The organism is Limnoglobus roseus, from assembly GCF_008254045.1.
Taxonomy (GTDB): domain Bacteria; phylum Planctomycetota; class Planctomycetia; order Gemmatales; family Gemmataceae; genus Limnoglobus; species Limnoglobus roseus.
Map to the genome: position 1 here is coordinate 2,165,113 of NZ_CP042425.1, position 21,146 is coordinate 2,186,258.

Annotated in this window: 23 protein-coding genes; 16 read left to right on the forward strand and 7 right to left on the reverse strand. The window is 65.0% G+C overall.

The window, feature by feature from the left end; translation table 11 throughout:
• Positions 1 to 10: 10 nt before the first annotated feature.
• Positions 11 to 1,057, forward strand: a complete 1,047-nt coding sequence (gene truD / locus PX52LOC_RS09025) for a tRNA pseudouridine(13) synthase TruD (protein WP_149109785.1) — start codon at positions 11 to 13, stop codon at positions 1,055 to 1,057.
• A gap of 175 nt (positions 1,058 to 1,232) precedes the next feature.
• Here truD and PX52LOC_RS09030 read toward each other — a convergent pair whose 3' ends face one another.
• Positions 1,233 to 1,625: a thioredoxin domain-containing protein gene (locus PX52LOC_RS09030; protein WP_149109786.1), complete on the reverse strand. Its 393-nt coding sequence runs from the start codon at positions 1,623 to 1,625 to the stop codon at positions 1,233 to 1,235.
• Between the two features lie 130 nt (positions 1,626 to 1,755).
• Between PX52LOC_RS09030 and PX52LOC_RS09035 the strand changes: the two genes are divergently transcribed.
• Positions 1,756 to 2,004: a hypothetical protein gene (locus PX52LOC_RS09035; protein WP_149109787.1), complete on the forward strand. Its 249-nt coding sequence runs from the start codon at positions 1,756 to 1,758 to the stop codon at positions 2,002 to 2,004.
• Positions 2,005 to 2,229: 225 nt separating this feature from the next.
• Here PX52LOC_RS09035 and rpsG read toward each other — a convergent pair whose 3' ends face one another.
• On the reverse strand, positions 2,230 to 2,706 hold the full coding sequence (rpsG, locus tag PX52LOC_RS09040) for a 30S ribosomal protein S7 (RefSeq protein ID WP_149109788.1): 477 nt from the start codon (positions 2,704 to 2,706) through the stop codon (positions 2,230 to 2,232).
• A 33-nt stretch (positions 2,707 to 2,739) separates the two neighbouring features.
• Positions 2,740 to 3,114, reverse strand: a complete 375-nt coding sequence (rpsL, locus tag PX52LOC_RS09045; protein WP_149109789.1) for a 30S ribosomal protein S12 — start codon at positions 3,112 to 3,114, stop codon at positions 2,740 to 2,742.
• A 437-nt stretch (positions 3,115 to 3,551) separates the two neighbouring features.
• Between rpsL and PX52LOC_RS09050 the strand changes: the two genes are divergently transcribed.
• The 5 genes from PX52LOC_RS09050 to PX52LOC_RS09070 all read left to right on the forward strand — a co-directional run bounded on the left by PX52LOC_RS09050 (position 3,552) and on the right by PX52LOC_RS09070 (position 9,172).
• A complete protein-coding gene (locus PX52LOC_RS09050; protein WP_149109790.1) occupies positions 3,552 to 3,824 on the forward strand; it encodes a WXG100 family type VII secretion target in 273 nt (90 codons plus the stop codon).
• Between the two features lie 13 nt (positions 3,825 to 3,837).
• Entirely contained in the window at positions 3,838 to 4,401 is a 564-nt protein-coding gene (locus PX52LOC_RS09055; protein WP_149109791.1) for a hypothetical protein, read from the forward strand.
• Entirely contained in the window at positions 4,398 to 4,619 is a 222-nt protein-coding gene (locus PX52LOC_RS09060; RefSeq protein ID WP_149109792.1) for a hypothetical protein, read from the forward strand. The genes PX52LOC_RS09055 and PX52LOC_RS09060 overlap by 4 nt, the downstream gene beginning before the upstream one ends.
• An 86-nt stretch (positions 4,620 to 4,705) precedes the next feature.
• A complete protein-coding gene (locus tag PX52LOC_RS09065; RefSeq protein WP_149109793.1) occupies positions 4,706 to 8,581 on the forward strand; it encodes an FtsK/SpoIIIE domain-containing protein in 3,876 nt (1,291 codons plus the stop codon).
• 12 nt (positions 8,582 to 8,593) lie between these two features.
• On the forward strand, positions 8,594 to 9,172 hold the full coding sequence (locus PX52LOC_RS09070) for a hypothetical protein (RefSeq protein ID WP_149109794.1): 579 nt from the start codon (positions 8,594 to 8,596) through the stop codon (positions 9,170 to 9,172).
• 149 nt (positions 9,173 to 9,321) lie between these two features.
• On the opposite strand, the gene PX52LOC_RS09075 is transcribed toward PX52LOC_RS09070, so the two are convergent.
• Positions 9,322 to 10,242, reverse strand: a complete 921-nt coding sequence (locus tag PX52LOC_RS09075) for an aspartate carbamoyltransferase catalytic subunit (RefSeq protein WP_149109795.1) — start codon at positions 10,240 to 10,242, stop codon at positions 9,322 to 9,324.
• A gap of 159 nt (positions 10,243 to 10,401) precedes the next feature.
• Here PX52LOC_RS09075 and PX52LOC_RS09080 point away from each other — a divergent pair, with 159 nt between their 5' ends.
• Positions 10,402 to 11,556, forward strand: a complete 1,155-nt coding sequence (locus PX52LOC_RS09080) for a DegT/DnrJ/EryC1/StrS family aminotransferase (protein ID WP_149109796.1) — start codon at positions 10,402 to 10,404, stop codon at positions 11,554 to 11,556.
• A gap of 212 nt (positions 11,557 to 11,768) precedes the next feature.
• Here PX52LOC_RS09080 and PX52LOC_RS09085 read toward each other — a convergent pair whose 3' ends face one another.
• Positions 11,769 to 13,319 (reverse strand): lipopolysaccharide biosynthesis protein, encoded by a 1,551-nt coding sequence (locus PX52LOC_RS09085; RefSeq protein WP_149109797.1) that lies wholly within the window; start codon positions 13,317 to 13,319, stop codon positions 11,769 to 11,771.
• A 264-nt stretch (positions 13,320 to 13,583) separates the two neighbouring features.
• Here PX52LOC_RS09085 and PX52LOC_RS09090 point away from each other — a divergent pair, with 264 nt between their 5' ends.
• The 8 genes from PX52LOC_RS09090 to PX52LOC_RS09125 all read left to right on the forward strand — a co-directional run bounded on the left by PX52LOC_RS09090 (position 13,584) and on the right by PX52LOC_RS09125 (position 19,347).
• On the forward strand, positions 13,584 to 14,621 hold the full coding sequence (locus tag PX52LOC_RS09090; protein ID WP_149115452.1) for a DUF1559 domain-containing protein: 1,038 nt from the start codon (positions 13,584 to 13,586) through the stop codon (positions 14,619 to 14,621).
• A 19-nt stretch (positions 14,622 to 14,640) separates the two neighbouring features.
• Positions 14,641 to 15,063 carry a hypothetical protein gene (locus PX52LOC_RS09095; protein WP_149109798.1) on the forward strand — a complete coding sequence of 141 codons (423 nt, stop codon included), beginning with the start codon at positions 14,641 to 14,643 and terminating at the stop codon, positions 15,061 to 15,063.
• 735 nt (positions 15,064 to 15,798) lie between these two features.
• A complete protein-coding gene (locus PX52LOC_RS09100) occupies positions 15,799 to 16,176 on the forward strand; it encodes a hypothetical protein (protein WP_149109799.1) in 378 nt (125 codons plus the stop codon).
• 29 nt (positions 16,177 to 16,205) lie between these two features.
• Positions 16,206 to 16,532: a hypothetical protein gene (locus PX52LOC_RS09105; RefSeq protein ID WP_149109800.1), complete on the forward strand. Its 327-nt coding sequence runs from the start codon at positions 16,206 to 16,208 to the stop codon at positions 16,530 to 16,532.
• Between the two features lie 27 nt (positions 16,533 to 16,559).
• Entirely contained in the window at positions 16,560 to 17,015 is a 456-nt protein-coding gene (locus tag PX52LOC_RS09110) for a hypothetical protein (protein ID WP_149109801.1), read from the forward strand.
• A gap of 5 nt (positions 17,016 to 17,020) precedes the next feature.
• The gene (locus tag PX52LOC_RS09115; protein ID WP_149109802.1) at positions 17,021 to 17,248 is read left to right on the forward strand and encodes a hypothetical protein; all 228 of its coding nucleotides are present in this window, start codon (positions 17,021 to 17,023) and stop codon (positions 17,246 to 17,248) included.
• A 1-nt stretch (position 17,249) separates the two neighbouring features.
• A complete protein-coding gene (locus PX52LOC_RS09120; RefSeq protein ID WP_149109803.1) occupies positions 17,250 to 19,037 on the forward strand; it encodes a hypothetical protein in 1,788 nt (595 codons plus the stop codon).
• A gap of 112 nt (positions 19,038 to 19,149) precedes the next feature.
• Positions 19,150 to 19,347, forward strand: coding sequence for a hypothetical protein (locus tag PX52LOC_RS09125; RefSeq protein WP_149109804.1), 198 nt, complete (start codon positions 19,150 to 19,152; stop codon positions 19,345 to 19,347).
• 722 nt (positions 19,348 to 20,069) lie between these two features.
• Here the strand turns inward: PX52LOC_RS09125 and PX52LOC_RS09130 are convergent.
• Positions 20,070 to 20,528 (reverse strand): hypothetical protein, encoded by a 459-nt coding sequence (locus PX52LOC_RS09130; protein WP_149109805.1) that lies wholly within the window; start codon positions 20,526 to 20,528, stop codon positions 20,070 to 20,072.
• A 222-nt stretch (positions 20,529 to 20,750) separates the two neighbouring features.
• A complete protein-coding gene (locus PX52LOC_RS09135) occupies positions 20,751 to 21,113 on the reverse strand; it encodes a hypothetical protein (RefSeq protein WP_149109806.1) in 363 nt (120 codons plus the stop codon).
• Between the last annotated feature and the right edge of the window lie 33 nt (positions 21,114 to 21,146).

Sequence of the window (21,146 nt, forward strand, 5' to 3'; positions counted from 1 at the left end):
ACTTCCCTTCATGAACCACCCTGCACTCTCCCCGCCGATGCTCACGCCAGACCTGCCGGGCGTCGGCGGGCGGATCAAGGCCGAACTCGACGACTTCGCCGTCGAGGAAATCCCTGCCTACGAGCCGTCCGGCACCGGCGACCACGTCTACCTCTGGGTCGAGAAGCGCGACCTGAGTGCTGAGTTCTTCGTCCGCGGACTCGCCAGGCGGCTTGGTATCCCGGCCGACGACATCGGCACCGCCGGGCTAAAGGACCGGCACGCCGTCACGCGGCAGTGGGTGTCGATTCCGAAAATCGCCGAGCCGCGGTTGAACCAGATCGACGGCGATGGCGTGAAGGTGCTGACCGTCTCCCGCCACACGAACAAACTGAAACCGGGCCACCTCCGCGGCAATCGCTTCAACATCGTCATCCGCGACGCCGACGCCACGCAGCCGGAGCGGGTGCAACTCATCCTCGACCGCGTCCGTGAACTCGGCCTGCCGAATTACTACGGCCCGCAGCGGTTCGGCCGCGACGGGGAGACGGCCGACAACGGCTTCCGCATGATCCGCGGCGAACGCCTCAACGCCCCGCCGTTTCGGTTGAAGTTGTACCTCTCGGCGGCACAGTCGCTTTTGTTCAACGACTGCCTCGCCCGTCGGCTGACCGACGGCCTGTTCCGCACGGTGCTGACCGGCGACGTGATGATGAAGTGGCCGTTCGGCGGCATCTTCAACGCCGACGACGTGGCGGTCGAACAAGAGCGATTCGACCGCCGCGAGACGGTGACGGCCGGGCCGATGTTCGGCAAGAAGACGTTCGCCGCGAAGGGCGTGGCCGCCGAGCGCGAGGCCGCGGTGTTGGCCGCCAACGACTTGACGCCCGCGAACCTCGACCGCCCCGGCAAGTGGATGAGCGGCACCCGCCGGCACAACCTCGTGTACGTCGAAGACCTGTCGGCCGCGTGGGACGGCCCGAACCTGCGGCTGACGTTCGGCCTCCCGGCCGGGAGCTACGCGACCGTGCTGCTGCGCGAGGTGATGAAGGCCGACGCCGACGCGGGGGAGGAGTAGCTTGCCCCGGTAAAAGTTGACGCCGCTCGCAGGCTTGGGGTATTCCCCGGGCATCTACGAGCGGCGTCGTGGTTTTGGTGGGTTGACTCTACCCGATCTAAATTAGCCCCGCAAGATGTCGCGTTCGTGTTCCTCGCGTGAACACTTCATGAAGTTGCCCGGGCTCAACGCCGCCCTAGCGGGGGACAACGGCCTTCAAGTCTTCGAGCAGTTGGTCGGTGGTCGGCGGGGCCGAATGGGTCTTGTGAACTTGGCCGCCACCGCGCGTACTCACAACGAGGCCGGGGCCTTCGACCTCAAATAACTTGGCCATCTTCCGGCCGTCTTCCGTCTTCGTGTCGAAGTACACGCACACGCACTGGTCGGTCAGCGTCTTCACCAACTCGTCCGAGAGCCGACCCTCCTGGACCGCCCGGCGGTAGCCGGTCGGGCCGGCGCCGATGAAGACGATCAAAGGCTTGTTGTCCGCGGCCGCCCGCTTACTCCCCTGGGTGTAACTCGGTTGCCACGCGACGGCCTCCGGGTCGTCGCGAACCGCGGGCCGATCCGCGAGGGCCGTTCCCGACATTCGCGACGACGCGGCATCGGCCCCGGTCAGCGTCAGCGCGGCCCAGTAGTACGGGTGGGCCGCGGACCAGTCTTCCCGCCGTTGCGCGAGCCTCGCCGACGCGGTGGATCTGGGCCGGGGGGTCGTCGATTTGCTTCCGGAGCTCGCAGACCGCGTCGTCGATGGCCTTCGCGTCGCCCTGAAGGACTCGAAGGCCCCGGCCAACGACGTGGAGTCCAAGCGAGCCAAGGTGCAACAGCAGACCGACGCGCAAAAGGCGAAGACGCCGCCCGCCGTCTCCAAGGGCGGCGGGGCCACGGCTGAACAACAGCGGGCCAAGATGGTGAACATCACGCAGGCGAAGTCGGCCCAGCAACAAGGTCCGAAGAAGGCGACCTGATGCAGTCGATACGACGGAGTTTGCCGAGTTGATGGAAGGCTAACGTGGCCGGCCTGGCCGAAGGGGCGACAGATAGTCGACGTAGACGGTGATGCCGCGTTCTTGTTCTTCGTGAAAAAGTTGTTTAACGCGAAGTCGCGATCAATGCCTTCGATCCCACCTGGAACGACAAGAAGCCAGCCGAGAGATCGGCTGGCTTCTTGTGTGTTTGTACGTCCCGGGTCATTACCACGCGAAGTGGCTGAACGCCTTGTTGGCCTCGGCCATCTTGATCGTTTGCTCGCGCTTGGCCATCGCCTCACCTTCGCGGCGGTAGGCGGCCATCAGTTCGTCGGCCAGGCGGAGGTGCGTCGGGCGGCCGGCCTTCGCGCGGATTGCGACGAGAATCCAGCGGATTGCCAGCGACTCTTGCCGCTTCGCCTTCACCTGCATCGGAACCTGATAGTTCGCACCGCCGACGCGGCGGGAGCGGACTTCGAGGGCCGGCTTCACGTTGCCGAGGGCTTGCGTGAAGACTTCGAGCGGGTCCACGTCGGGCATCCGCTTCTTGATCTGGTCGAAGGCGTCGTACACCACCCGCGTGGCGACCGACTTCTTGCCGTCGTACATCAGGCAGTTGATGAACTTGCTGAGCAGCAGCGAGTTGTACCGGGTGTCCGGCGCGAGCTTGTCGTAGCTGGCGGTTCGGCCTTTGCTTGCCATCGTCGTTCAGTCCTTATGGCTTCGAGTGTTCGGTTACTTGCCTTCGACCTTCGCACCGTACTTGGACCGGGCTTGCTTCCGGTCCGCCACGCCTTGGCAGTCGAGCACGCCGCGGACGATGTGGTACCGCACGCCGGGCAAGTCGCGGACGCGACCGCCGCGGACGAGCACGATCGAGTGCTCTTGCAGGTTGTGGCCTTCGCCGCCGATATAGGCGGTGACTTCCACGCCGGTGCTCAGACGAACCCGGGCGACCTTCCGCAACGCGGAGTTCGGCTTCTTCGGGGTCATCGTCTTCACGACCGTACACACGCCCCGCTTCTGCGGGCAGCCTTGCATGGCCGGGTGCTTCGGCTTCGACCGCTGCGGCGAGCGGGGCTTCTTCGTCAGCTGGTTGATCGTCGGCATTACAATCCTCATGTCCGGCATACCGGAGTCGGAACGTCTATTCAACGAACTTCCCTGCCAACCGCCAAGCGGAAGTGGCGAAATTTTTCGCCACTTCCGGCAAAGTGCCGTTTATGAACTTCGGCTACAATCGGCCCGAACGGCCGGCACGAGGGTGATAGTGTGGGAAATCACATGAAAGGGTGTAGCTGCCGGCGGTGTCGGAGTGGTATGCACACAAAGTACGGCGGCAAACTGCTCCAGAAGTTCATCCGCCACGTGCGGCGAGCTGCCAAACGTGCCTTACGCCAGGGGAAAGAGCCTGATCCCTGCCATTCCCGCGGCTACACGGATTGACCGACGGATAACCGTCTCTTCTCCTTGCTATTTCGCCCGTGCCGTCGGTTATAATGCCGTTACCCCATTCTGCGTAATCTCAAGTCCGGGAAGGGTTCACCATGTCCCAGGCGATTGTCGATCCGGCCGAACTGCGGCGGTTCGCGGCCAACCTCAAGCGGTTCAACGCCGAGTTGCAAACCAACCTCGCCGGGTTGCACGGCCAACTGGTCGGCCTCAGCGACACGTGGCGGGACCAGGAACACGACAAGTTCCGGGCCGAGTTCGAGACGACGGCCACTGTGCTGGAACGCTTCATCGAAGCGGCCAACATGCACATCCCGTTTCTGCTGCGGAAGGCGGAACGGATCGAGGAATACCTCTCGCAGCGATAACGGGGGCTAAAGCATGGCTAGCGGCGCTGACGTTCGGTCGATCGACGCCCTCCGCGATTGGCTGATCGCCCTGGGGAACTATCGCTCGTCCATCATGGAAGTTCAGTCCGGGCTGGACATGGAAATCCGCCGGGCGTTCGACTGGCTGGAAGACCAGGGCAAGCGGTGGAAGACGGCCGTGAAGGATTGCGAGGAAGAAGTTCTCCAGGCGAAGAACGCCCTGGCCTCTCGCAAGTTCACCGACTCGACCGGGCGGATGCCGGACACGACCGTGCAAGAGCGAGACCTGCGGCGGGCGAAAGCCCGGCTGGAGCAGGCCGAGGAACAGGTCGCGAAGTGCCGGTCGTGGCTGATGAAGTTGCCGAAGATCATCGAGGAGAACTTCACCGGCTCGACGCGGCGGCTGCGGACGATTGTCGAAGCCGACATGCCCGGGGCGATGGCCGGGCTAGAGCGCAAGATCGCCATTCTGGACAGCTACGCGGAACTCCAGCCCGACTTTGCCCCGGCCCCGTCAACCGCGAACCTATCGTCCGGGAACGCCAAACCGGCGGAGCCGCCGAAGGAGTCGCCATGAAGGTCGGCGCGAACCGCAGTCAGTTGTTCGACGCGCAGAAGGCCGCCCGCGCCCACTGGGACAACGTGCAGGACGTGTGGAGTGACTCCACCCGCCAGGAGTTCGACGAGCAGACCTGGCAGCCGCTCGACCGGGCGGCCAGCGACCTGCTGCGGGCCATCGACCAACTGACCGTGATCTTTACCGAGATACGCAACGACTGCGAATTCCCGGGTTAACACGGTTAGGCCGCCGCGCCCGCCCAACGGTCTACGCCGTCGATTGTTGAATTGGTGGCTCTCGATTCCTCCCGATTGGACGCACCATGTCTGACGCTCTCTTCGACCGCGAACGGGCCTCCCTCGCGAAGCTGCTGACCCTCATCCGCGACCGGGCGAAAGGCGAGACGGAGATCGCGACCACCTACCAGACGGCCGCCGACGAGACCGAAAAGGACATTCAGAAGGTCCGCCGCCAGATCGCCGCCGGCCGGAAGACCGCTCGCGACGCGACCGACGATTCTTATCAGAAGCAACTCGCCGACATGGGGGCCAAATACCTCGGCCGGCAGAACGCCGCCGACAGCAACCGGGCCGAAGCCCTCCGCAAGATCGAGGAGAAGTTCCAGGACAACGACCAGAAGACGCGGGCCAAGTACCAGGACCGCCTCTGGACGATCGACTCGCTGATCGAGGCGGCCGAAAAGGAGGCCAACGACCACCACCAGAAACTCGTCCGGCAAGCCGAGGGGGCGCGGAAGAAGTTCGCGGAAGTCTGGAAGAAGGTGCAGCCGTCCCTCCAGCGCGTCGGCTTGCAGCAGGCGGACGTCGAGTACCCGGCCGACCGGCTGCCGAGCCCGACGCCGACCGACCCGGAGGGGAAGCTGCAATCGTGCGTCGAGGACGTGGAGGCCGCCGCCGGCCGCGTGACATCGGCTTCGCTGCCAAAATTCATCCGCACGCCGAGCGTCATCGGGTTGGCGATCGTCGCCGGCGGGATCGGCTTCGGCATCGGCATGGGCGTCGGCACGATCAAGACCGCCGCCATCATCGCCGGGGTCACGGCCGTCCTCGGCGGCGTCGGCCTGTACTTCCTGTTCCTCATCCTCGCGAAGCGTCAAGTTCGCACGCGGGCGGTGCAACTCGGCGTCTTCCAAGCAGAGGCGAGTCGGGCCGCCGACTCGTTGCAAGAGTACGCCAAGACGACGCACGCCAAGCAGATCGCCGACTTGAAACGCCGTCAGGCCACCGACCGCAAGAAGGCCGACGACTACTTCGTGCCGCTTCTCGCCAAGATTGCCGGCGAGCGGACGAACAACACCAACCGCGTCGAGACCGAGTACAACGACCGCCTCGACAGCATCGGCCAGGACCGCTTCGCCGAGTCGAAATCGACGGACGACCGGTACGCCTCGGCTCTCGCCGCCGTGGACGCGAAGTTCGACAAGCAACTCCGCGAGGCGGAAGACGGCTACGCCGCGAAGATGGCCACCGCGACCGCCACCCGCGGCCAGACGTGGAACGCCATGTCCAACACCTGGCACACCGGCGTCGCCGACGTGGGGGCCACCCTCGACGACCTGAAGTCGAAGGGCCAGAAACTCTTCCCGAAGTGGGAGCACTACCTCGAAGGCAACAGCACCCTCCCGGCAACCGTGCCCGGCGGCGTGCGGTACGGTGCCCTGAAGGTGGACATGTACACGCTGCCGGAGGGTGAGCCGCTCGACGAACGGCTCGCCCCCGACACGCCGATCCGCCTGTTCGTTCCGGCCTACCTGCCCTTCCCCGACAAGTGCTCGGTGGTGCTGAAAGCCGCCGATCAAGGACGTGCGGCCGCCATCGGTGCGATCCAGTCGATGATGCTTCGGTTCCTCACCGGCTTGCCGCCGGGCAAGGTGCGGTTCACGATCATCGACCCCGTCGGCCTCGGCGAGAACTTCGCCGCGTTCATGCACCTCGCCGACTACGACGAGCAGTTGGTGGGGCCGCGCATCTGGACGGAAGCCGGGCAGATCGAGAAGCGGCTGCTCGACGTGACCGAGCACATGGAAAACGTGATCCAGAAGTACCTGCGGAACCAGTACAAGAGCATCGAGGAGTACAACCGGGCCGCCGGCGAAGTGGCCGAGCCGTACCGCGTGCTGGTGATCGCGAACTTCCCGACGAACTTCACGCCGGACGCCGCCCGCCGCCTCGTGAGCATCCTCACCAGCGGCCCCGCCTGCGGTGTTTGCACGTTGGTCAGCGTGGACACGAAGGCCGCGATGCCGCGAGACTTCCGCCTCGCGGACCTGGAACAAGCGGCGTTCAACCTCGTCTGGAAAGACGGCAAGTTCGCCCTCACCGACCCGGTGCTGGCCGCCTACCCGCTGACGCTCGACCCGCCGCCGACGAACACCGACATGGCCACGATCGTCCGCAAGGTCGGCGAGGCGAGCCGCGACGCGGCCAAGGTGGAGGTGCCGTTCGAGTTCATCATGCCGAAGCCGGACATGATCTGGAAAAGCAGTTCCGCGAAGTCGTTCGACGTGCCGGTCGGCCGCTCCGGGGCGACGAAGAAGCAGATGTTCATGGTCGGTCGCGGCACCGCCCAGCACGCTCTCGTCGCAGGGAAGACCGGCTCCGGGAAGTCCACGCTGTTACACGCGCTCATCACGAACCTCGCGCTGATGTACAGCCCCGACGAGGCCGAGTTGTACCTGATCGACTTCAAGAAGGGCGTCGAGTTCCGCGCGTATGCCGCGAACAAGCTGCCGCACGCGAAGGTTGTGGCCATCGAGAGCGAGCGCGAGTTCGGCCTGAGCGTGCTCCAGCGGCTCGACGTGGAGATTCGCGAGCGCGGCGACAAGTTCCGGGCGGCCGGCGTCAACGACCTCGACGGCTACCGCGACTACCTGAAGACCCAGGGCAAAGACGGCGTGATGCCGCGGATTCTGTTCGTGGTGGACGAGTTCCAGGAGTTCTTCGTCGAAGACGACAAGCTCGCCCAAGAAGCGGCCCTGTTGCTCGACCGCCTCGTGCGACAAGGCCGGGCGTTCGGCCTGCACCTGTTCCTCGGTTCGCAAACCCTCGGCGGGGCGTACTCGCTGGCCCGCACCACGATCGACCAGATGGCCGTCCGCATCGCGCTCCAGTGTTCCGACGCCGACGCACAACTCATCCTCAGCAAGGACAACAGCGCCGCCCGCCTCCTCTCCCGGCCCGGCGAGGCGATCTACAACGACGCCAACGGTCTGCTCGAAGGCAATGACCCGTTCCAGGTCGTCTGGCTGGACGAAGACCACCGCGACCGGCTGTTGAAGGAAATCCACGCGCGGGCCGGCGACCGCTACCCGCCGCCGCTGGTCTTCGAGGGGAACATTCCCGCCGAACTACCGAAGAACCCGATGCTGAAGGCCGTACTGGAGAAGAAGCCGACCGACGTGAAGTCGCCGGTCGTGTGGCTCGGCGACGCCGTCGCGATCAAAGATCCAACGGCCGCCGTCTTCCGCGCCCAGTCTGGGGCGAACCTGCTGCTCATCGGCTCGTCCGAGGAAGCGGCCCTCGCGATCCTCACCGCTGCGATGGTCGCCTTCACGGCCGAAGTGCCGACCGCGGAGAACGCCCGCACGGTGACACTCCTCGACGGCACGCCCGACGACTCGGAACACGCCGAGTACCTCCGCAAAGCGGCCACCGCCCTCGGCTACGCGACCGCCTCCGTCGAGCGGTTCGAGATTCAGCAAGCCCTCGCCGACCTCGCTGCCGAGATCGCCAAACGTCTGAGTGGCGAAGTCGCGGACCGTTCCGCCCGCTTCGTGTTGGTGCAGGGGCTGCAACGCTTCCGCGAACTCCGCAAGCCCGACGACGACTTCGGCTTCGGCCGCAAGGGGGACCAACCGAAGTCGCCCGGCGAACTGTTCGCGACGATCCTCCGCGACGGCCCGGCCGTCGGCGTTCACGTGATCGTCTGGTGCGACAGCCTGACAAACCTCAACCGTGCCCTGGACCGCCAAGCCTTGAAGGAGTTCACGCAGCGAGTGCTGTTCCAAATGAGTTCGCAGGACAGTAGCACGCTGATCGACACTCCCGTCGCCAGCCGCCTCGGCCGCACGCGAGCCTTGTTCGTGCAAGAAGAACTGGAACGCCCCGAGAAGTTCCGCCCTTATGGCCTGCCGGAGTTGACGTGGCTGCGGGGCATCGGGGAGAATCGGCCGGCGTAAGCACGGAGGCCGATGATGACCGACGCGAAGCCAACGGTGCGCCCGCTACCGTATCACGTGTGTGTTTTGGTGGCCGTCACGGGAATCTGGTTCTTTCTTTGCCTACCCCACGTCACGAACGCTGGAGCCGGCCTTCAATGGGGCTGCCTGCTCCTGCCGCTCACCGTGGTCATGGTCGCGTCCTGGTTTCGCTGCCTCGTTCAACTCGCGGACGCGGAAAAGCGGGACCGACGGGTCGTCAAACTCTGGTGCGGGTGCACGGCTCTGGGGCTGGTGATCGCCCTGTTCACGTTCACGCCGGTCGGTCTCACGGCCCGCGTGTGGCTTTCGTCCGGCTCTCTCCAACAACTCGCCGGCGACCTGCTGCCGGCCGGCGAGGAGACGCCGACTGTGGACCGCATCGCCGGTCTCTTTCTCGTGGAAAAGTATGAAACCAGCAATGACGGCGCGGTGGCTTTCTACACATGCGAATCCGGGATGTGTAACCGCGCCGGCGTCCTCTACCTGCCACCAGGCACGACTCCACCGTCGAGCGTTCGCGTCGAAGAACACCTGTACGGCCCGTGGTATCGCTTCTGGTGGAAGTGGTGAACAGTTGCAAGGGCAACATGACGGAGACAAAGTTATGGGCTGCCCGGCCGAGTTCGTGAAAAGGGAAGCCGCGTTACCTGACAAGTGAGGCGCAACGGCCCGCGACAGGGCTTCGCAAAATGCCTTCCGACTCGGACACGAGTTAGCCCCTACCCTCTCCCACCGCCCGCCGTTGTCGCGAGGACGGCCATGCGGACGGCGAGGCCGTTCTCGACCTGGGCGAGGATCGCCGAGTTCGGGCCGTCGGCCACGTCGGGGGTGATCTCCACGCCGCGGTTGATCGGGCCGGGGGCGAGAATGAGCACGTCCGACTTCGCCCGCTTCATCCGGCCGCCGTTCATGCCGAAGAGGTGGGCGTACTCGCCGACCGACGGGAAGAACGCACTCCGCTGTCGCTCGAACTGCACCCGCAACAGGTTTACCACGTCGCACCGCGGCAGAATGTCGTCGAGGTCGTCGGCCACTTCCACGCCGAACTGCCGCACTTCCGGCGGCACCAGCGTCGGCGGGCCGCACACGATCACCTTCGCGCCGAGTTTCGTCAGGCCGTGGATGTTGCTCCTCGCCACCCGGCTGTGCAGGATGTCGCCGACGAGCGCGACCGTCAGCCCGGCGATTGTGCCCTTCCGTTGGCGGATGGTCAGGATGTCGAGCAGGCCTTGCGTCGGGTGTTCGTGGCTGCCGTCGCCGGCGTTGATGACGCTGACGTGTTTCTGCAGGTGGCGCGTGAGCATCTCCGGCGCGCCGGACGACGTGTGCCGGACGATGACGGCGTCGATGCCCATCGCCTCGATGTTGCGAACGGTGTCGATAAAGGTTTCGCCCTTCGACGTACTCGACCCGCCCGGCGAGAAGTCTTGCACGTCGCCGCCGAGCCGCCGGGCCGCGAGTTGGAAGCTGATCTTCGTCCGCGTGGACGGCTCGAAGAATAGCGTGACGATGAGCTTGCCCTTCAAGTCGTCGCGCTTCGGCACGTCGCCGACGCCGACGCCGACGTAGGTTTCGGCCCGGTCGAGCAGCGCGGTGATGTCGGCGGCCGAGAGCGGGTTCAGTCCGAGCAGGTGTTTCATGGCGTCCTCGTTGTTTTCACAGAGTATATCGGCAAACCGAAGGCGGCCCACCTCGCCCGCCCATGTCGATGTTCGCCTTGACACGCCGGTCCGATTCCGCGTAATTCCGTAGGCGAACCATTAGCCAAACTGACGCCACCTGGGGAAAGGATTCCCACGATGTCCGATCGGCCTACTCCCGTTCCGCTGTGCGACGTGAACGCCCAATACCGTGCCCTTCAGCCGGAGATCGACGCCGCCGTCATGCGCGTCGTGTCGTCGGGGCTGGCGATCAACGGCCCGGACGTGGCCGCGTTCGAGAAGGAAGCGGCCGCGTACTGCGGGGCCAAGCACGCCATCGGCTGTGCCAACGGCACCGACGCGATCTTGCTCGCCCTCGCCGCCCTCGACGTGGGGCCGGGGGATGAAGTGATTATCCCGCCGTTCACGTTCTTCGCCACGCTCGGCTCGGTCCTGCGGACCGGGGCGACGCCGGTGTTCGCCGAAGTGCAGCCGGACACGTTTAACCTCGACCCGATCGAAGTCGAAGCGAAGATCACGCCGCGGACGAAGGCGATCATCCCCGTCCACTTGTTCGGCCAGTGCGCCGACATGAGCGCTCTCCAGGCGATTGCCGAACAACACAACCTGCACATCGTCGAAGACGCGGCCCAGTCGTTCGGGGCGGAGTACCGCGGGCAGAAGTGCGGCAGCTTCGGCAGCATCAACAGCTTCAGCTTCTACCCCAGCAAGAACCTCGGCACGCTCGGCGACGCCGGCATGGTGACGACCAACGACGACGCGCTGGCGAAGAAATTGTTCGCGTTCCGCAACCACGGCAGCGAGGTGAAGTACTTCCACAAGTACGTCGGCTGGAACGCCAGGCTCGACACGATTCACGCGGCCATCCTGCGGGCGAAGTTGCCGCACGTCGATGGCTGGATCGACGGCCGGCGGGCGGCGGCCGCCCGGTACGACGAGTTGATTTCCGGCTTCGGCATCGCCGGGTTCTTCCGCCGGCCGATCGCGAAGCCGGACCGCAAGCACACGTATAACCAGTACACGGTGCGGGTCGCCCCGCGGGACCGCGACGATCTCGTGAAGTTCCTGCGGGACAACGCTATCGGGTGCGACATCTACTACCCGCTGCCGTTACACCTGCAAGAGTGCGTGAAGCATTTGGGCCACCGTGAAGGGGACTTCCCGGTGAGCGAAGAAGCGTCGCGGGGCGTGCTGTCGCTGCCGATGTTTCCGGAAATCACCGCGGAACAACAGCGGCGGGTCGTCGAACGCTGTGCGACGTTCACCGAACAGCGGGCACGACGGGCGGCGTAATGTTGGTGGAAGTAACCGAAGCCCGCGGACGATCGTCCGCGGGCTTTTGCGTATCGTTTTCAGCACCGTAGGTGCGGCAGTCGTTAGCCAGGGGTGTAAACCCCTGGACTTCCTACCATCAACAAGCCCCTTAGGGGCGGGAGAAGGGCATCTGTCGCCCCTAAGGGGCTTTGGCATTGGGATACGCGGGTCCCAGGGGTTTACACCCCTGGCTAACGACTGCCGCCGCTCCGCGGCTGAAAGACAGGGATGGGTGTGGTTGCATGAACGGCCACGATCGGCGGACGATCGTCTGCGGGTTTTCGCTTGCGCTTCGCCAGTTCCATCGCGGCGACAAGGACGGCGTAGGGAACGAGTCCCACCGCGATGCCACCGAAGATGCCGGGCCACGACGGTGGAACTTCTCCCATTAGCAACCACATCGCCGACGGCACACTCACGGCGGCCAACGGTTTCAGCCACGCGGCCAAATACGCTCGTAGGTTCAGCCCGATCACGCGGCCCGTGTAGACCAGCACGGCGATGCAGAACAGCACGTTCGGAACGGCCACCGCCACCGCCACGCCTTCCACGCCGAAGCGAATCAGCGACAGCATCAGCGCGAGGTTCAGCCCCGCTTCCGCCAACGCCAGTCGGGCGAACAATCGCAGCCGGCCGAGGCCGTAGAGGATGCGCGACGCCACCGATTGGGCCACGCCGAGGCTGAGCGTCGCGGCGAGAATCGCGACGGCCGGGAAACTGCCCGTGACGAACTCCGGGCCGACCCAACGGGCGAGGAACGGCTTGCCGAACAACCACAGGCCGACGTTCACCGGCAGCACGATGTACAGTACCCAGCGCGTGGCCGTGAGCATCAACCTCGCGATGCCGGGCCAGTCGCCGCGGGCTTCCATCGCACTCACGCCGGGCGTCAGGGTGGCGGTGATGGTGCGCAAGAGCGTTTTCGCGTACTCGATCAGTCGGCCGGCCGTGGCGAAGAACGTCACCTGCCCGGCCGGCAGGAACAGGCCCACGAGGATCGCCCCGGTCTGCACCGTCACGCGGCCGGCGAGCATCGCCAGGAACGCATCGACGCTGTAGCCGCGGACGTGGCGCAGGGTGTCGCGATCGACCAGCGACCAGCGGAAGCGTAAGCCCGGCAAGAAGCGGAATGACAGCACGGCGAAGGCCGCGTGTTCGCCGAGGTTCGCCAGCGTGTAAAAGACTGCGAGGGGGAGTAAGCTGGACGTGTGGTTCACGGCCCACACGATGCCGGCCGTGCGGACGGCGAGGAAACCGATTCGCACTGCGCTCTTGGCCGCGTAGCGGTCGAGGCCGTCGAGGACCGACGGGAAAACGCTCAGCGGCAGCGTGACCGCGAGGTTCGCCAGCATCAGCAACATGAACGCGAGCACGTCGCCGTCGCCGCCGAGTTTCGCGTCCAGGCTCGGCGTCAGCACCGCGGCCAGCGGCGCTCCGACGGCGAACGCAATTAGCCCTGCCCCCGCGTACAACGCCAGACAGGCGGAGGCCATGCGGTTCAGCGGTTCCCGCTCGCCGACGGCGTGGTGCTTCGCGACGTACCGCACCAGGCACGCCGCCAGGCCCATGTCGAGTAGCGTAAAGTACGCCAGCACCGCCTCGACGACGCACCACACGTCGTACCGCGGCTTGCCGAGGGTGTCGATCAGGTACGGCGTGAGGAAGAAACTGACCGCCAACGTGGCCGCGAACGCGAGCCAATTCGAGCCGGCCGAGACGAGAAACGTAAATCGCGATGCCACCGCTGCCTCCGTGCGAACGACAGGACAGGGTACTCGCTAGAAACGCCGGCCGTCGAGAGCGAACCGCGGACAGGAAAATGAAAATCTTGTGAGATAGGGGCGTAAGGTTACGTCTAAAATGCTGTTACAAGAATTGCCTTGCAAAGTTCACCGGACCTGGATATTTTGTAAAGTGTCCTTATTAAATTGCCCATCTGTGAATGTTCTCATTTTCTTTTGGCGAAAGGTCCACCTGACCGAACGTCGCTTTCTTCGGAGTCGAACATGTTTAAACGCTCTCTCCCGGAATGTCGCCGATCACGAGGCGCGTTCACGCTGATCGAACTGTTGGTGGTGATTGCGATCATCGCCATCCTGATCGGCCTCCTGCTACCGGCCGTGCAAAAGGTCCGCGAGGCCGCCGCCCGTGCGAAATGCACCAACAACCTCAAGCAACTCGCCCTCGGCGTCCACGGCTACCACGACGTCGCCGGCACCCTGCCCCCCGGTCGGAAGTACGACCTGTGGGACTCGTTCACCTGGGTTCAGTACACCCTCCCGTACATCGAGCAAGGGGCCGTTTACAACGGCTTCACCGCCCTGCCGTTGAGCGCCAACAGCGCCTACACCCATAGCGGAGGCGACAAGAGCCCGACCGGGCCGACGCAGCGGACGGCGCGAGAGGCGATTATCGCGACGTTCATGTGCCCGAGTGACTCGACAAACCAGTCCAATGAGACCACGACCTCGGACACCTGGGGCTTCTACCGGGGCAACTACCGCGGTTGTACCGGGTCCGGCGACATGTATGGGACGGCCACGACCGGGAACACCTATTCTGGCGTCGGCGCGTTCGGGGTGAAGGCCAATCAGAGCGCGATCGACAAGTCCAACCGCGGCCCGACCCTGGTCGGGATTACGGACGGAACGTCCAACACCGCCCTGATCTCGGAAGGAATCGTCCCCACCGTGTCGGGGTGGGGCGGACCGATCGGGTCGATCATCTACGGGAACATGGGCGGCGGTTTGTACTCCAACAGTCTGGTGCCCAACAGCGCGGCCCAGGACCAGGTCATCGGGCCGTGCCCGGTCACGCAAGGGGACGCCTCCTACAAATCCCCTTGCACGAGCATCGGCGGTAACGACGGTAACGGCCGCAGCGCGATCAACGCTCAGGCCGGGGCCCGCAGTAAGCACACCGGCGGGGTGAACGCCGCCATGGCCGACGGCGGGGTGCGGTTCGTCCGCAACACCATCGACGCGGCCGCGTGGCAGGCCGCGGGCACGCGGGCCGGCGGCGAAGTTGTGACGTTGGACAACTAACCCCCTGGAGGCTCCGACTATGCACCGTTTCATCCGATGCGCCGTGATCACCGCCGGCCTGCTCGTTGCGGCCGGGTGCGGTGGCGAGGGCGACAAGGCCAAGGTCAGTGGGAGTGTGACGTTCAACGGCAAGCCGGTGGACGATGGGTACATTGTCTTCCGGGCCGCCGACGGCAAGGGAGGCGAAGCTGGGGCTCCGATCACCAGCGGGAAGTACAGTCTGTCCGCGTCGCCGGGGCAAAAGATGGTCTTGGTGAGCGCCGGGACGCACCCCGACGTGGCCAAGCCGATGAGCAGTGAAGAAGCGTCCAAACAAAAAGTGGACCCGACCAAGAAACCGGCCGAGTTCATCGACCCGGCCGCGAAGGGCAACAACGCCAAGATCGAAGTCAAGAGCGGCAACGAGCAATCGTTCGATTTCGCCCTGACTTCCGGTTCCTGACGCCCGGCCTACGACGCGACAACCCCGACGGGCGGCCATCGCGGCCGCCCGTACTACTCGCATTTCCCTTGAATTCCAAGCAGTTAAGCACGCTTGACCGAAAAGCGTGTACGAAAGCGTGTACTGGCGACCCCGCCCTCTCTCGCATCGTCGACCACTGGCCCGCCCTACCCCACCACATCCAAGCCGCCATCCTCGCCCTCGTTGAGTCACAACTGCCCCAGGCTAAGCCCGCTCGGCAGACCAGCCGCAAGGCCGCGTGATGCACTTCTCTTTTTCTCTTACCTCCAGGGAAGGAAGAAGCCTGTCCCTCCTGTCCCTCCCCCGACCGAAATGAGCTAGAAGGACTTGTTTTCAAGCATTCGTAGGGAGGGACAGGCCCACGCCATCCCCTGTCCCTCCCCCCGTCCCAAGCCTGTCCCTCCCCGTCATGAATTCAACGCCGAACATAATGACACTAAGCCGATAGTAGAAGTGTATTTCGCACGGCCCGGCAGAGGCCGTGGGTCCTTCCTGGTCCTTTTTGGTCCTGACCCCACCGGGAACACCCAAACTCGGTAAGTCTATTGCTTTATCGTCCAACAATGCGAACGATTCGCACCAGACCGGCACGTCACGCGACTGACACGGTAGATGCTGAGCCTGTCCCCCGTTCGTGGCCGATGCCGCGGTCTCTTCGCACGGTTCGCCGGGTAAGGTTTGTGTGAGGCGAGCGAATCGCCGGGAGGTGCAGTGATGACGGGTGACATGCTGACCGTGTTGACGAAGCTGGCCGACGAAGAGGCGACCGTGGCGACGACGCCCGAACCGCCGGCCTGGAAGCGGTGGGAAGTTCGCGACCTGGCGACGCTCCGGGAGAGCGGGCCGCTGTACAAGCCGTCCGAATGGTTCGGCAACGGGTCGCCCCTGCCGGCGGCCGTGGAGACGCGGTACCGCCGCGCCGTCCACCGCCTGGCGGCCGAAGGGTTGGTCGAACTGACGCACAGCGAAGGCGGTCGTTTGCGGCACCTGAAGACGACCGACGCCGGTCGTCAGGCCCTCGCCGCCGAGCAGGCGGAAAGCCCGCCCGTGACCGTGGGTGCCCTTCCCACCGCAGAAGCGTCCGCAGTCTGATCCCACACCACCAGCACGAGGGCAACACGATGATGAGCGCAAACGGCACGATGGCGGGCGAGGTGTTCCGCCAGCGGTGCGAGGACGACCCGGCGTTGCGGGCGGCTCTGGACAAGGTCAGCGAAGGCTTGCGGCGAGTGGGCGATCGGTTCACCGCGGCCTGGGGTGCCGCGATGGTCGGGACCGACACGAAGTTCAAGTCGGCGTCCGCTGCCGCTTTCGCGAGCATCGTCGAGTCGGACGAGTTCCGCATCCTGAAGTTGAGACTGGTCGCCCATCAGGACCAACAGGCCGCCCGGCTCGAAGCCGCGGCCGAAGCCGCCCGCCAGACCATGCGGCGATTCGAAGGCTTCTGACCCCTTACCCATCGGAGACGACGATTCATGGCGACGTTCAAAGACTCGACCGGCCGCGATTGGCCGGTCACGATCAACCTCGGCACCTTGCTCGCGTGCAGGTCCGCCGGGTTCGACCTGCCGACGAAGTTGGGCGACCTGACGAAGTTGGCCGACACCCTCGCCGACCCGCCGGAGTTCCTGCGGTTGCTGGTGCTGTTGTGCGACCCGGCGAAGGCCACGCCGCCCGTGCCAGTCGAGGACTTCCCCCACCGGCTCGACGGCGACGCGATGCACGCGGCGGGGATCGCGGTCGCGGAGGCGGCCATCGATTTTTTCCCGAGTGCGTCGCGGGTCGAGAAGGAGGGGATGAAGGGGGTGATGCGCAAGACCCGCGACGCGAGCGACGAGGAGTTGACCGCCCGCCTGACCTCGTGGAAGCCTGCTTTGCCCTCGGCGGGGCCGTCGGAATCGACGCCCGCCCCTTCACCATCCGGCAGTTGACGCAGATGGCCGCGGGCCGGTGGGGCATGGACGTGGGCACGCTCGGCACGACGCTCGCCGCCGCATTCGGCGCGAAGCCCACCCCGAACCCGTTCCAGCCGGCTGAAGCCGAACTCACGCCGGAAGAACAGAAACTCGCTACCACGCAGGCGTTCAAAGAGATGACTGCGTTCTTCCGCCAGGAAGCACAGCGGAAGCGGGGCAAGAAGAAACCCAATCCGACGGGGGAATGACATGGGCCTGAGCAGTGGCGGTGGTAGGGCCGGCGGCGTTAGGGCTGGCTCGGCATTCGTCGAACTGTTCGTGCGGGACGCGAAGCTCGGTGCCGGGCTGAAGAGGGCGGAGCAGATGCTCCGGGCCACGGCCCGCACGATGGCGACCATCGGGGCCGGCCTGGTCGGCGTCGGCGTCGGGGCCGGGAGTGCGTTGGCCGGCATTTTCGCGGCGAGTACGACCCGGAATACACAGTTCCAGCAGTTGTCGCAAAAGCTCGGGTCGAGCACCGAAGACTTGTCGAAGTTTGCTTACGCGGCCGAGTCCGTCGGGATCACGCTGGAAGAGGTGATCGACGATTTGGAAAACTGGCCGGACCGGTTGTCCAAGATCGCCGACGGCACGAGTGACCTCGGCGCGGTGTTCCGGAAGTTGGGCCTCGACGCGAAGAAGATGCTCGCGAGTAACGACACCCTTTCCGGGCTGCGCGAGTTCGTCGTCGCGCTGAACAAGAAGGGTAGTAACCCCGAAGTCCTGAAAGCGTTGGGCGACGCGACGGCCGACAAGGGCCAAAACTTGATCAAACTGTCGCGACTCGGCGAGGACGGTTTGAACCGCCTGTTCGATCAGGCTCAGCGGGTCGGCGCGGTCGTCACGAGCGAGAACGCCCGCCAGTCGGCCGAGGTGTCGGCGTCGTGGCACGAGGCGTTCTCCGCGGTCAAGTACAGCATTATGTCCGTCGGCGACGCCCTGTTGCCGACCGCCGCGACGATCAAACTCATCGGGTCCGCAACCACCGACGCGGCCGTTCAGGTCCGCGGGTGGGTCAACGAGAACAAGGACCTCGCTCTCGGCTTCGGGCTGGCAGCCGGGGCGGTCACGGCCATCGGTGTCGGGTTCATCGGCGTCGGCGGTGCCCTGGCGGTCGTCGCGACGGCGTGGTCGGGGTTCGTGGGCGTGTTCTCGGCCGGGGCGGGCATCATCTCGACCGTCGGGGGCCTGCTCCTCTCGCCGATCCTCGCCGTCCCCACGGCCATCGCCGCGGCCGGGGCGGCGTGGCTCGCGTTCACCAAGCAGGGCCGCGAGACGGCCGGCGGGTTCGCGGGCGACATCGCCGGCGCGTTCGGGCCGTCGCTGGAGAACGCGGCGGCCACGTGGGGGGCGTTCGTCCAGGCCATCGGCCGCGGGGACATCCAGTCCGCGTTCTCCGTCGGCACGGCCGGGGTGAAGGTCGAGTGGGCGCGGTTGATGGTGTTCCTGAAGTCCAACTGGGCCGAGTTCAGCAGCGACTTCGCGAAGATCTGGGAGCAAGTCGTCACGGACATCGGGATCGGCATGGTCGGCGTGCAGCGGCAGTTCGGGTTGATCTCGGCGGACGAGATGAAGGACACCATCGGCGAACTGCTCAAGATGCAGGACGAGTTCAAGAAGCGGAACGCCGTCGACAAGGGGCCGGAGAACGCCGCGCGGGCCGATCTACAAAAGGCCCTGGACGCCCTCGGCGCGGCGAAGAGTGAGAACGTGTACGCTCAGTTCCTGGCGAACCGCGACGCCGAAGCCCGGAAGAACGCGAACAAGCCCGGCGGCGGGGCCGGCCTGCTCTCCGAGGCCGCCGCCGGCATCCGTAGCACGTTTGGCGCGGACGCGACCTTGCAAACTTTCAGCAACGGCGGCGGGGCGATGAAGCAACTTGTGAACAAGGCCGCGCAGACGAACAACATCTTGTTGCAGATCCTCAACGCCATCTCGAAAACGGGTCTCCGAGTTGACCCCGAAAGCGGGGGGCTGGAGTTCACGGGCGGTAAGTAAGCCAACGGCCGGGGTTCACGCCCCGGAGACGCCCCGCCCCGGTTCGCTCATAAGCGTCCGGGGCGGGTTCGTTTCGTGAAGGTAGAATCCCACATCTCCACGAGGCCCGTCGATGCCCCGGACCGCAGGCCGCGAGCCGATCATTCTCGATGGTTTGCTCTGTCCCAAGTGCCATCACTACCGCATCCCGGCCCGATCGACTCACCGCAAGGGCCGAGAGACCCAACGGACGCGGGTCTGCCGCCGGTGCGGCCACGCCTTCCGCACGAGCGAGGTCATCGGGGGCGTGCCGGGGATGAAGGTGAAGTGAGGGCGGGCATTTTACTGACACCAGTAAAGTTCTCGGATAACTCGATGAGTGGCCAACGCTTACGCGAATACCCTCAGTCCGATTGAGGGCATTCAGACTGCCCGCGGGAGCAGGTTCTTGAAGGGTATCGCCTTTGCCGATACCCTCGACGGATAGGGGTCCGAGAATCCCGGACCCCTATATCCAGTGCATATACCGACCCGATGCGAGGGTGGTGGGGAAACTCCGCACCACCCACTGCCGACGTTCTGAGCGTTGTCTGTGAAAGCAAACCGTCATCGGTAATCGAAGCCGCATCGGCACTTCGGCGAAGGGTGTCACCAGGACATACACCCTTCGCGTCATTCTGATAACCGTCAGGTCCAACGGTTGGACGTGCTCCCCTTCCGAGTAGCCCGCCACTTTATGCACACGAATAAAATGCCCGCGGCACGTTCAGTGTCCAACCGTTGGACATAGGGGGTTATGGAAACCGTTTCCATTGCCCACCCGCCGCATCTCTATCTGAAACCGTTTCAGTTAGCCGATGGCTTGCCACTCTCGCTCGCGATCTCGATGATGGGCGGGTGAAAGTGCGGGCGGGTCGAGGGGCCGGGAAACGCGATTTTAGAGCGATAGGAAGGGACCTGGCCGAGCAAGGGGTCAACGGGCGGCCGGGTCTGGTGCCGGCCGTCGCCCGTCGGCCGGCGTCGTGAAGTGGATTTGCGGATCGACTTCCCGCGTCACTTCTTCTTCTTCTTCTCCAACTCGGCAATCGCCTTCTTCAGGCCGGCAATGTCGGCCATCCCCGCGCTGTTCTTCTTCAACGCCTCAATCTCCTTGGCCATGGCCTCGCAGCGGGCGAGCAAGATTTTCACGGCGTCTGCTCCGGACTTGGTCACTTCCCGGAGATGTTTTACGTCTTGCGGCAGTGCGGAAATGACCTCCGTTAAAACTCTGACTTTGATTGCGGCCTCATCTGTTGTCTTTGTTATGAGCCTCTCAACCTCTTTTTTATGGTGTACGCTTTGTTCGCGGTAGGAGTCTAATTTCGCCCTGACTTCAGCAAAAATCTCTCTCTGCATCTTCGTCAGACGGTCCTTGAGTAAGGCTTCGATTTCACCATTTACCGGCATTTTAGCCCCCGATTTGAGTAGGACCTTCGATCCACTGCCGTCGCACAGAGCGCGGCCGGTGTCCACCGCCCCACTTCCATCTGTACCTCCGAACGGCGGACAATCCGGACACCATTTCTTGGAAAAATTCGGAAGTGTCCGACGGCCTCGTCGAGTCGCCCCCAAGAACCCGGTCCGAGACGAGAATTGGCCGGAGGCCGCAGGGTAGCACCACGGTGCCGAACCAGAACAGCACGCCGGCCAGCAGGAACACGATGGCGACGAGGACGGGTGTGGGGGAGGCGATCATCACGTGGCCCGGCCCGCCACCCACGCGGCGTGGAACTCAGGTGACACGCCGTCTAACCTGACTCGCCCGTCGGCCTTGCTCACCAACCGAAGAAGTGGCCGAGACACCCACCGGTGCCGCCAACAGGCCGGGTACGTTATTGTGGCCTTGTCCGACCGCGCCCACGTGACGATGGCGGCCACGGCCGTAACGATCGCCAGGATGCCGCCGATGGTGTCCGTGCTACCGGCCGGGGCCGTCGGCGCGTTGACCCCGCTTAGCCGCACCCGCCCGACGCCCGTGGCCGGCCGCCAGCACCCGATACAGACGGGCACCCGGCACAACCCCTCGGCCGCTTCCGACTCGGACACGTCAACTTGCATCTGATGCCCCTCCGTGGCCCTCACGTCCGATTT

What these genes read in the sequence shown, in the direction of transcription:
- rpsL (WP_149109789.1), bottom strand. Translation starts at nt 3,114, where the DNA reads ATGCCGACGATCAACCAGCTGACGAAGAAGCCCCGCTCGCCGCAGCGG.
- PX52LOC_RS09080 (WP_149109796.1), top strand. Translation starts at nt 10,402, where the DNA reads ATGTCCGATCGGCCTACTCCCGTTCCGCTGTGCGACGTGAACGCCCAA.
- truD (WP_149109785.1), top strand. Translation starts at nt 11, where the DNA reads ATGAACCACCCTGCACTCTCCCCGCCGATGCTCACGCCAGACCTGCCG.
- PX52LOC_RS09075 (WP_149109795.1), bottom strand. Translation starts at nt 10,242, where the DNA reads ATGAAACACCTGCTCGGACTGAACCCGCTCTCGGCCGCCGACATCACC.
- PX52LOC_RS09095 (WP_149109798.1), top strand. Translation starts at nt 14,641, where the DNA reads ATGCACCGTTTCATCCGATGCGCCGTGATCACCGCCGGCCTGCTCGTT.
- PX52LOC_RS09120 (WP_149109803.1), top strand. Translation starts at nt 17,250, where the DNA reads ATGGGCCTGAGCAGTGGCGGTGGTAGGGCCGGCGGCGTTAGGGCTGGC.
- PX52LOC_RS09105 (WP_149109800.1), top strand. Translation starts at nt 16,206, where the DNA reads ATGATGAGCGCAAACGGCACGATGGCGGGCGAGGTGTTCCGCCAGCGG.
- PX52LOC_RS09115 (WP_149109802.1), top strand. Translation starts at nt 17,021, where the DNA reads ATGGCCGCGGGCCGGTGGGGCATGGACGTGGGCACGCTCGGCACGACG.
- PX52LOC_RS09070 (WP_149109794.1), top strand. Translation starts at nt 8,594, where the DNA reads ATGATGACCGACGCGAAGCCAACGGTGCGCCCGCTACCGTATCACGTG.
- PX52LOC_RS09090 (WP_149115452.1), top strand. Translation starts at nt 13,584, where the DNA reads ATGTTTAAACGCTCTCTCCCGGAATGTCGCCGATCACGAGGCGCGTTC.
- PX52LOC_RS09030 (WP_149109786.1), bottom strand. Translation starts at nt 1,625, where the DNA reads ATGTCGGGAACGGCCCTCGCGGATCGGCCCGCGGTTCGCGACGACCCG.
- PX52LOC_RS09050 (WP_149109790.1), top strand. Translation starts at nt 3,552, where the DNA reads ATGTCCCAGGCGATTGTCGATCCGGCCGAACTGCGGCGGTTCGCGGCC.
- PX52LOC_RS09125 (WP_149109804.1), top strand. Translation starts at nt 19,150, where the DNA reads ATGCCCCGGACCGCAGGCCGCGAGCCGATCATTCTCGATGGTTTGCTC.
- PX52LOC_RS09065 (WP_149109793.1), top strand. Translation starts at nt 4,706, where the DNA reads ATGTCTGACGCTCTCTTCGACCGCGAACGGGCCTCCCTCGCGAAGCTG.
- PX52LOC_RS09055 (WP_149109791.1), top strand. Translation starts at nt 3,838, where the DNA reads ATGGCTAGCGGCGCTGACGTTCGGTCGATCGACGCCCTCCGCGATTGG.
- rpsG (WP_149109788.1), bottom strand. Translation starts at nt 2,706, where the DNA reads ATGGCAAGCAAAGGCCGAACCGCCAGCTACGACAAGCTCGCGCCGGAC.
- PX52LOC_RS09060 (WP_149109792.1), top strand. Translation starts at nt 4,398, where the DNA reads ATGAAGGTCGGCGCGAACCGCAGTCAGTTGTTCGACGCGCAGAAGGCC.
- PX52LOC_RS09110 (WP_149109801.1), top strand. Translation starts at nt 16,560, where the DNA reads ATGGCGACGTTCAAAGACTCGACCGGCCGCGATTGGCCGGTCACGATC.
- PX52LOC_RS09100 (WP_149109799.1), top strand. Translation starts at nt 15,799, where the DNA reads ATGACGGGTGACATGCTGACCGTGTTGACGAAGCTGGCCGACGAAGAG.
- PX52LOC_RS09135 (WP_149109806.1), bottom strand. Translation starts at nt 21,113, where the DNA reads ATGCAAGTTGACGTGTCCGAGTCGGAAGCGGCCGAGGGGTTGTGCCGG.